Below are 9,076 nucleotides of genomic sequence, written 5' to 3'. Positions count from 1 at the left end.
TAGGGGCAAGGCATGCCTTGCCCCTACTGGTTTCCCCCTGCCTCGTAGGTCAACGCCGTGTCGAGCATGGTCAGGTAGTTCTCGACGGGAATGTAGCTGGGGATGGAATTGCCGGAGCCGATGGCGAATCTGCGCCGCGGCGCGCAGGCGGAAATGAGCGACCGCGTGTAGGCGCGCACCCGCTGCGGTGACGCCGCGGCGAGGGTGTTCAGATCCACTCCGCCCAAAGTGGCAATGCGATCGCCGTAGCGCGCCTGGAACTCGGGCGCGGGCAAGATGGCGTCCTCGAAAGAGTGCTTTCCATCTATGCCGACCACGGAGATAAGGTCCTCCATGATCGCCGAAACGTCACCGCAGGAGTGCAGGAAGTACGGTATCCCCTGGTCGTGGGCGATGCGCGCGAAGCGCGCGTGCCACGGCAGGAAGAGCCGGCGCAGGACCTCGGGGGAGACCAACGTCGCCGAGCGGAAGCCCATGTCATCACCTTGGAAAAGGGCGATGACGTTGGGAAGATCAACGATGTGGCGGTAGAACGATTCCATCAGCTCGCCCACCCGCGCACACACCGCGTCAACCAGGTCCGGCGCATCATAGAGGGCGACACATAACCCCTCCAGCGACAATACCTGACTGACGATCTCGAACGGCCCGCCGGCGTGATTGGTGATGAAGCCCATGCCCGCGGGCAGATGGGTCGTAACGTATTCGAGGGGGAAGAAGTCAAAGTCCTCGATATCCGGCCAGGGGTAGTTCTCGAAGTCGGCCCAGCAGGCGATGGTGCCGCGGTGCTCGTCCGCCCAGCCGCGCTGGCTGCCGAGCTTGGTCGGGTCCTCGCCGGCGATCCGGCGCCGTGGGAAATCGAACCCGATCTCCAGCCGCACGAAGTCATAGCCCATGCGATACCAGAGCTCGATGAAGTTGTCCCAGTGGGCCGCCTGGCTGGCGCGATCGGGGCCGTGGCCGACCCATTCGCGGCCGAGCAGTTCGGTGGTGATGGGCTGCCGCACGGCATCGTCCACGATATACTCGATCAGCGGCGGGCGCTCCGCCTTCTCCTCGCCCATCAGCACGCGGATGAACCGCTCGCAATCCGGCGCGGGGTTCCTCAAAGGCACGACGGGGTCAGGCATTGTTCACATTCCTCGCATGGTTTGAGTTCTTCTCGAACGAGGCGTGTCCTGCCGGCGGTCGCGGATTGGGCAGCATGTGTGCTCGCGCCCCCCGAACTGGTGCCGACGTCAGCAGTGATCCCTCAACCATGTTCTGATATGTTGATTGGGCGCGCGGTTTCAACCGCGCGAGATCACGACATGCTACTGTAGGGGCGTTCGAGGAAGGCTCGCTAAGAACGGAGCTCCTGTCTCAGGTGGCCCATTGAGGCCGCGATTGACCGCCTGCGCCGCACATGGTATAATCCACCAGCAATCAAAGACCGCAATGGCCGAGAAGGGGAGGAGTAGGCGGTAGCGCCGGGAACAGAGAGCCGGGTAAGGCCTGATTCGAGCGGAGCCGAAAGGCCTGCCTCGAGCAAGGCCGAGAGGTGAGAGCCGGCCCCGTGCACCCGCCGAACGTCGCCCCGGAGCCGTGTGCCTGATACGGTCGCGTCTTGATCGCCAGGGCACACCGGGTGCGCCCGTTAGCGCGCGTTGAGAAGGGGTGAAGCACCCCGACATGTCGGGGTGCCACTTCAAGTTGGGTGGTACCGCGTGAGACCTTGCGCCTCTCGTCCCAATCGGATGAGAGGCGTTTGTCATTCTGATGCGCGGCCAGCCTGCAGGGCGAAGACAAGGTGACGACCGGGGCGGCCCCGCCTGGCCGCCCGCAAGCATAGGGCGCCCATACCGGGGTGCCCAGACGAGGATACATTCATGCGCAGCGACGTGATCAAGCAGGGCCGGGAGCGAGCGCCCCATCGCTCGCTGCTGTACGCATGCGGCTTGAGCCGCGAGGAAATGGGCCGACCGTTTGTGGCCGTCGCCTCCAGCTTCACCGACATCGTGCCCGGCCACGTCGGCATGCGCGACCTCGAGCGCCACATCGAGCGCGGCATCTACGCCGCCGGCGGCGCCGCGTTCTGCTTCGGGCTGCCCGCCATCTGCGATGGCATCGCCATGGGCCACAAGGGCATGCACTACTCGCTGGCCTCGCGCGAGCTCATCGCCGACTCCGTCGAGTCCATGGCCGAGGGGCACGCCTTCGACGGCCTGGTGCTGCTGACCAACTGCGACAAGATCACGCCGGGCATGCTCATGGCGGCGGCGCGGCTCGACCTGCCGGCGATCGTCCTCACCGCCGGGCCCATGCTCGCCGGTCGCTTCCGCGGCGCGCGCGTGTCCTACGGGGAAACCTACTACGCGGTGGCCCAGGCGCAGAAGGGCGAGATCACCGACGCCGACCTGGAGGAGCGCGCGTACTGCGCCTGCCCCGGCGGCGGCTCCTGTCAGGGGCTGTACACCGCCAACACCATGGCCTGTCTCACCGAGGCGATGGGCATGAGCCTGACCCACGCCGGCACCGCGCTCGCCATCTCCGCCGAGAAGCGCCGCCTCGCCTACGAGACGGGCAAGCGCATCGTCGAGCTGATCGCCGAGGACCTGCGGCCGCGTATGGTCATGACCCCGGCGGCGTTTCGCAACGCCGTTCGCGTGGACAACGCGCTCGGCGGCTCGACCAATACGGTGCTGCACTTGCCGGCGATCGCGCACGAGGCGGGGGTGGACTTCGAGCTCGACTGGTTCGATCAGATCAGCCGCGTCACCCCGCACCTGACCGACATGCTGCCCGGCGGCAAGCACTTCATGGAGGACCTCGACCACGCCGGCGGCGTCCCGGCGGTGCTGCACGTGCTGCGCGAGGCGCTGGAGTCCAGCCCGACCGTCAACGGGAGCGACCTGCGCGACATCGCGGCCGCGGCGACAGTGGCGGACGACGAGGTCATCCGCCCGCTCGACCGCCCCTACCACGAGCAGGGCGGCATCGCCATCCTGCGCGGGAACTTGGCGCCCGAGGGGGCGGTGGTCAAGCAGTCGGCGGTCGCCGCGGGCATGCGCAAGTTCCGCGGCTCGGCGCGCGTGTTCGACAGCGAGGGGGCGACCAGCGCCGCCATTCTCAAAGGGGACATCAAGCCCGGGGAGGTGGTGGTGGTGCGCTACGAGGGGCCGCGCGGGGGGCCGGGAATGCGGGAGATGCTGTATCCGACGTCGCTCATCACCGGCGCGGGGCTGGGGGAGTCGGTGGCGCTGCTCACCGACGGGCGCTTCTCGGGGGCGACGGTGGGACTCTCGGCCGGACACATTTCCCCCGAGGCGATGGCAGGCGGGCCGCTGGCCCTGGTGCAGGAAGGGGACGAGATCGCGATCGACCTCGACGCGCGGACGATAGACTTGCTGGTAGCGCAGGATGAGATCGCGCGCCGGCGGCAAGCGTGGCGGGCGCCGGAGCCCAAGGTCAAGCGCGGGTGGTTGGCGCGCTATGCGCGGCTGGTGACCTCGGCGGCGTCGGGAGCGGTGCTGAGCGCGGATGGCGACGCAGGGAGGGGTGCATGATGCGAATGACAGGCGCGCAGGCGCTGTTGGAGGGCTTCAAGCGCGAGGGGGTCGAGGTCATCTTCGGCTATCCGGGGGGGGCGTTGCTGCCGATCTCGGATGCGCTTTATCACGAACAGGAGATCCGGCACATCCTGGTGCGGCACGAGCAAGCGGCGGCGCACGCCGCCGACGGCTACGCGCGCGCGACGGGCAAGGTCGGGGTGTGCCTGGCGACCTCGGGCCCCGGGGCGACCAACCTCGTCACCGGCATCGCCACGGCGTACATGGATTCGATCCCACTGGTGGCGGTCACCGGGCAGGTGGTCACCGCGGCGATCGGTCGCGACTCCTTCCAGGAGGCCGACATCACCGGCATCACCATGCCCATCACCAAGCACAACTACCTGGTCAAGGACGTGCGCGAGCTGCCGCGCGTGATCAAGGAGGCCTTCTACATCGCCTCCACCGGCCGCCGCGGCCCGGTGCTGATTGATCTGCCGCGCGACGTCGCCCAGGCCGAGCTCGATTTCGAGTATCCCGACAAGGTCGAGCTGCGCGGCTATCAGCCGCAGGCCAAGGGCCACCCACTGCAAGTCAAGAAGGCCGCGGCGCTCATTGCCGGCGCGGAGCGGCCGGTGATCATCGCCGGGGGCGGCGTGGTGGCGTCGGAGGCCGCGGACGAGCTGGCGAAGTTCGCCGAGCTCATCAACACGCCGGTGACGGCCACACTCATGGGCAAGGGCGTGTTCCCGGAGCGCAACGGGCTGTCGCTGGGGATGCCGGGCATGCACGGTACCGCCTACTCCAACTACGCCCTCAACGGCGCCGACGTCATCATCGCCGCGGGCATGCGCTTCGACGACCGCGTGACGGGCAAGCTCGAGACCTTCGCCCCCAACGCCAAGTTCATCCACATTGATATTGACCCGGCGGAGATCGGCAAGTCGGTGCCGCCGGCGGTGCCCATCGTGGGCGACGTCAAGCTCGTGCTCCAGGCGCTGATGAAACGCCTCGACCAGCAGGATCATTCGCCGTGGCTGGCGCAGATTCAGGAGTGGAAGGAGCGCTACCCGCTGTCCTACAAGGGGGACGGGCTGAAACCGCAGATGATCGTCGAGGAGATCCATAAGATCACGGGGGGCGACGCCATCATCACGACCGAGGTGGGACAGAACCAGAGGTGGGCGGCGCAGTTCTACCCCTGCCAGCGGCCGCGGCGGTTTCTGTCGTCCGGCGGCCTGGGCACCATGGGCTACGGGTTCCCGGCGGCGATCGGGGCGCAGGTTGCGTTCCCGGACGCCGTGGTGTGGGACATCGCCGGCGACGGCAGCATCCAGATGAACATTCAGGAGCTGGCGACGGCGGTGGCGAACAAGCTGGCGGTGAAGGTGGCGATCCTCAACAACTGCTACCTGGGCATGGTGCGCCAGTGGCAGGAGCTGTTTTTCGGCGGGCGCTACTCGTGCGTTGACGTGTCGTGCGGGATGCCCAACTTCGTCACGCTGGCGGAGGCCTACGGCGCGGTGGGGATACGCGTGGAGCAGGAGCAGGAGGTGCGGCCGGCGCTGCGCAAGGCGATGCGCGTGCGCGATCGCCCGTGCCTGATTGACTTCCGCATCAACCGCGAGGAAAACGTGATGCCGATGGTGCCGGCGGGCGGCTCCATTGACCAGATGATGATTGATTAGCGCATGGAGCATAGGCGCCCTCGCCTGTGCGGGCGACGACACGGCCGGGGCGGCCATGCTCCATACGGGAGGGACCAGATGCGACACACCATCTCTGTGCTGGTAGAGAACCAACCCGGGGTGCTCGCCCGCTGCGCGGGGTTGTTCGCGCGGCGCGGGTTCAACATCGAGAGCCTGGCCGTCAGCACCACCGAGGCCCCCCAGACCTCGCGCATGACGATCGTGGTCGAGGGGCCGGAATGGGTGCTGGAGCAGATCAGCAAGCAGCTCTACAAGCTGCGCGACGTCATCAAGGTGCTCGACCACATCGGCGACCCGGTGGTCTCGCGCGAGCTGGCGCTAATCAAGGTCAAGGCGCACCCCGACGCGCGCAATGAGATCATGCAGGTCGCGGCCATCTTCCGCAGCAACATCGTGGACGTCGCCGCCGACACCCTCATCATCGAGGCCACCGGCAACGAGGAGAAGATCAGCGCCCTGGAGAACCTGTTGGCGAAGCACGGCATCGTCGAGATGGTGCGCACCGGCAAGGTCGTCCTCGTGCGCGGGGCCAAGCAGACGTGAGTCAAGCACGTCGAGATGGGCGGAGGTGCGTGATGCGCGGTGGATTGGCGAAGGATCTGCTGGTATTCGCGCTGGGGCTGGTGCTCGGCTACTTCTTCGCCGTGTACGGCGGCGCCAAGTTGGTGCAGAGCATCGCCGGGCGCGTCCCCGAGGTCAACCTCAGCCGCCCCGCGGTCGTGCTCATCCTCATCGCGGCGGTGGTGCTGACCCTCATCTTCACCTCGCGCGGGCGCAAGTAGCGCCATGAACGAGATCGTCTCACCCGGCCAGGCCGAGGCCATCGTGCGCGCGGTCGCGGCGGCGTTAGGGGGCGGCGGCGTCGCGCTGGCGGTGGTCGGTGCGCTGTTCGGCGGGCGGCGCCGGCGGGCGCTGATTCTGGGCGGGCTGCTGGCGGCCGCGGGCGGGCTGGTCTATATCCTGTGGATGGTCTATAATCTCCTTACCGCCCGCCTCGGCCTGGACAGCGTCCGGGCGCTGGTCATCAACCTCGGCATCTTCGTCGCCGTGGGGCTGTTCTACGGCGTGCTGGCGGCGAGGGCTTGGCGGTGGGCTGGCGGGAGCCAGGGGGCGGAAAGAAGTCGCTGCGGGTGAGCATGCGTGGACGAGGCACAGCGCAGAATCCTGCTAACGGAGGTAGGTAATGGTTACGGTTTACTACGACGACGACGCCGACTTGGGGCTGCTCAAGGGGAAAACGATCGCCATCATCGGCTATGGTATCCAGGGGCGCAGCCAGGCGCTGAATCTGCGCGACAGCGGCCTCCAGGTAGTGGTCGCGGACCTGCCCGACTCGGTCAACTGGAAGAAAGCGGCGCAGGACGGGATGAACCCCATCGCCACCCCCGATGCGGCCAAGCAGGGCGACCTCATACAAATCCTGACCGAGGATCACGTGCAAGCCGCCGTCTATCGGAGCCAGATCGCGCCCCACCTGGCGGAGGGCAACGCCCTGGTGTTCTCGCACGGCTTCAACATCCACTACCACCAGATCGTCCCCCCGGCAACGGTGGACGTTTTTATGGTCGCGCCCAAGGGACCGGGGGCGCTGGTGCGCGCGCTCTATGAGGAGGGGCGCGGAGTGCCCGGCCTGCTGGCGGTGCACCAGGACCACACCGGCAAGGCCAAGGAGCTGGGTCTCGCCTATGCCAAGGGCATCGGTTGCACGCGCGCCGGCGTGCTCGAGACCACCTTCAAGGAGGAGACCGAGACCGACCTCTTCGGCGAGCAAGCGGTGCTGTGCGGCGGCGTCTCCGAGCTCATCAAGGCCGGCTTCGAGGTGCTAACTGAGGCGGGCTACCAGCCGGAGAGCGCCTACCTGGAGGTGTGCCACGAGCTCAAGCTCATCGTTGATCTCATCCACGAGCATGGCATCCAGGGCATGCGCAAGCGCGTCAGCGACACCGCGGAGTATGGCGACATGTCGCGCGGGAGGCGGGTGATTGACGAGCACGTGCGTGACGCGATGCGGAAGCTCCTGGCCGAGGTGCAAAGCGGGGAATTCGCGCGCGAGTGGATTCTGGAAAACCAGGCAGGGCGCCCGGTGTTCAATGCGCTGGAGGCGCAGCAGGCGGAGCATGAGCTAGAGCAGGTGGGGGCGCAGTTGCGCGAGATGATGCCATGGCTGACGCGATAGGAGTATGACCGAGCTGCAGGAGGCCCACCGAGATGACCGCCACTAGCGCGGCACAGAGGAAGCGGAAGAGCACCAAGACCCGAATCGCCATCTTCGACACTACCCTGCGCGATGCCGAGCAGTGCCCGGGCGGCAGAATGAGCACGTCGGAGAAGTTGCAGGTCGCCCATCAGTTGGCCCGGTTGGGGGTGGATGTGATTGAGGCCGGGTTCCCCTATTCGTCGCCGGGTGATTTCGAGGCGGTGCGGCAGATCGTGAAAGACGTGCAGGGGCCGACGATCACTGCGCTCAGCCTCTGCCGGCCCGAGGGTATTGACCGCACCGCCGAGGCCTTGCGGGGCGGCAAGCGGGTGCGCCTCCACGTTTTCCTCAGCACCTCCCCTCAGCATCGGGAGGCGATCCTGCGCAAGACCAAGGACGAAGTGATCGAGCTGGCAGTGGCCTCGGTGAAGCGCGCGCGCCAGCAGGTGCCGGAGGTGGAGTTCTCCCCCATGGACGCCACCCGCACCGAGTTCGATTTTCTGTGCCAGGTCGTCGAGGCGACCATCGAGGCGGGCGCCGCGATCATCAACATCCCGGATACCCTGGGCTACGCCCTACCGCAGGAGTTCGGCGACCTCATCCGCCGGCTGCGCGAGTCGGTGCCCAACGCCGACCGGGTGGTTTTCAGCGTACACTGCCACGACGACCTGGGCCTCGCCACCGCCAACTCGCTGGCGGGGGTGCAAAACGGCGCCACCCAGGTGGAGTGCACCATCAACGGCTTGGGCGAGCGCGCCGGCAACGCGGCGCTGGAGGAGATCGCGCTCATCCTCGACACCCGGCGCGAGTTGAAGCGCCGGTTCGCCACCGGCATCAACCTCAAGGAGATCTACCGCAGCTCGCGCCTGGTGCGGGACATCACCGGCATCGCGGTGCAACCGAACAAGGCGATCGTCGGGGCGAACGCGTTCGCCCATTCCTCCGGGGTGCATGTTGACGGCGTGATCAAGCTGCTCAAGCAGCGGCAGAGCTTCGAGATCATCCGGCCGCAGAAGATCGGGCTGGAGAAGAGCGAGATCGTGCTCACCAGCCGCTCGGGCCGCAAGGCAGTGGGACACCGGCTCTCGGAGCTGGGCTATCAACTGGGCGCCGCCGAGTTGGAGCAGACCTATCAGCGCTTCCTGGTGCTGGCCGACCAGCGTAAAGAGGTCAGCGACGACGAGCTGGAATCCATCGTCGCCGATGAGCTGCGCCGGGTGCCGGGCGTTTATCAGCTGGACTATCTTCACGTCGTCGGCGGCAGCGGGGTCATGCCCTCGGCGACGGTGCGCCTGCTGCGCGAGGGGAAAGAGTTGACCGCCGCCGCCTTGGGCGTGGGGCCGGTGGACGCGGTCTACAAAGCGATAGACTCACTGGTGCAGGAGCGCCACCGCCTGGTGGACTTCTCGGTCAAGTCGGTCACCGGGGGCACCGACGCCCTGGGCGAGGTGTACGTGCGGTTGGCGGACGAGGATGACCACGAGTTCAGCGGCCGCGGGTCGAGCACCGACATCATTGACGCCAGCGCCAAGGCGTACGTGCAGGCCCTCAACCGCCTGGCTGACCGGCGCACCCTGCGGCGCGGTCGCCGCAAGGTCAAGCGCCCCGCCTGAGCGACGGGCGGGGACTGTCCCTACGTGGAC

At 67.3% G+C, this 9,076-nt stretch carries 8 protein-coding genes; 7 read left to right on the top strand and 1 reads right to left on the bottom strand.

Annotation, left to right across the window (positions count from 1 at the left end; translation table 11 throughout):
* Window positions 1–23 precede the first annotated feature (23 nt).
* Entirely contained in the window at window positions 24–1,130 is a 1,107-nt protein-coding gene (locus tag VM221_13905) for a uroporphyrinogen decarboxylase family protein (protein HUT75916.1), read from the bottom strand.
* 738 nt (window positions 1,131–1,868) lie between these two features.
* On the opposite strand from VM221_13905, the gene ilvD reads away from it, so the two are divergent.
* The 7 genes from ilvD (at window position 1,869) to VM221_13870 (ending at window position 9,046) form a co-directional block, all read left to right on the top strand.
* Entirely contained in the window at window positions 1,869–3,545 is a 1,677-nt protein-coding gene (gene ilvD / locus VM221_13900) for a dihydroxy-acid dehydratase (GenBank protein ID HUT75915.1), read from the top strand.
* The gene (gene ilvB, locus VM221_13895; GenBank protein ID HUT75914.1) at window positions 3,545–5,215 is read left to right on the top strand and encodes a biosynthetic-type acetolactate synthase large subunit; all 1,671 of its coding nucleotides are present in this window, start codon (window positions 3,545–3,547) and stop codon (window positions 5,213–5,215) included. The genes ilvD and ilvB overlap by 1 nt, the downstream gene beginning before the upstream one ends.
* Window positions 5,216–5,293: 78 nt before the next feature.
* Entirely contained in the window at window positions 5,294–5,779 is a 486-nt protein-coding gene (gene ilvN / locus VM221_13890; protein ID HUT75913.1) for an acetolactate synthase small subunit, read from the top strand.
* Window positions 5,780–5,811: 32 nt separating this feature from the next.
* Window positions 5,812–6,018 carry a hypothetical protein gene (locus tag VM221_13885; protein ID HUT75912.1) on the top strand — a complete coding sequence of 69 codons (207 nt, stop codon included), beginning with the start codon at window positions 5,812–5,814 and terminating at the stop codon, window positions 6,016–6,018.
* Window positions 6,019–6,022: 4 nt separating this feature from the next.
* Window positions 6,023–6,370, top strand: a complete 348-nt coding sequence (locus VM221_13880; protein ID HUT75911.1) for a hypothetical protein — start codon at window positions 6,023–6,025, stop codon at window positions 6,368–6,370.
* 49 nt (window positions 6,371–6,419) lie between these two features.
* A complete protein-coding gene (ilvC, locus tag VM221_13875) occupies window positions 6,420–7,412 on the top strand; it encodes a ketol-acid reductoisomerase (protein HUT75910.1) in 993 nt (330 codons plus the stop codon).
* A gap of 32 nt (window positions 7,413–7,444) precedes the next feature.
* Complete coding sequence (locus tag VM221_13870) at window positions 7,445–9,046, top strand: 2-isopropylmalate synthase (GenBank protein ID HUT75909.1); 1,602 nt, start codon at window positions 7,445–7,447, stop codon at window positions 9,044–9,046.
* Window positions 9,047–9,076: the final 30 nt, after the last annotated feature.

Source organism: Armatimonadota bacterium, assembly GCA_035527535.1.
Taxonomy (GTDB): domain Bacteria; phylum Armatimonadota; class Hebobacteria.
Note: the sequence above shows the minus strand (reverse complement) of the source record. Positions and strands in the feature narration are given on the sequence as shown.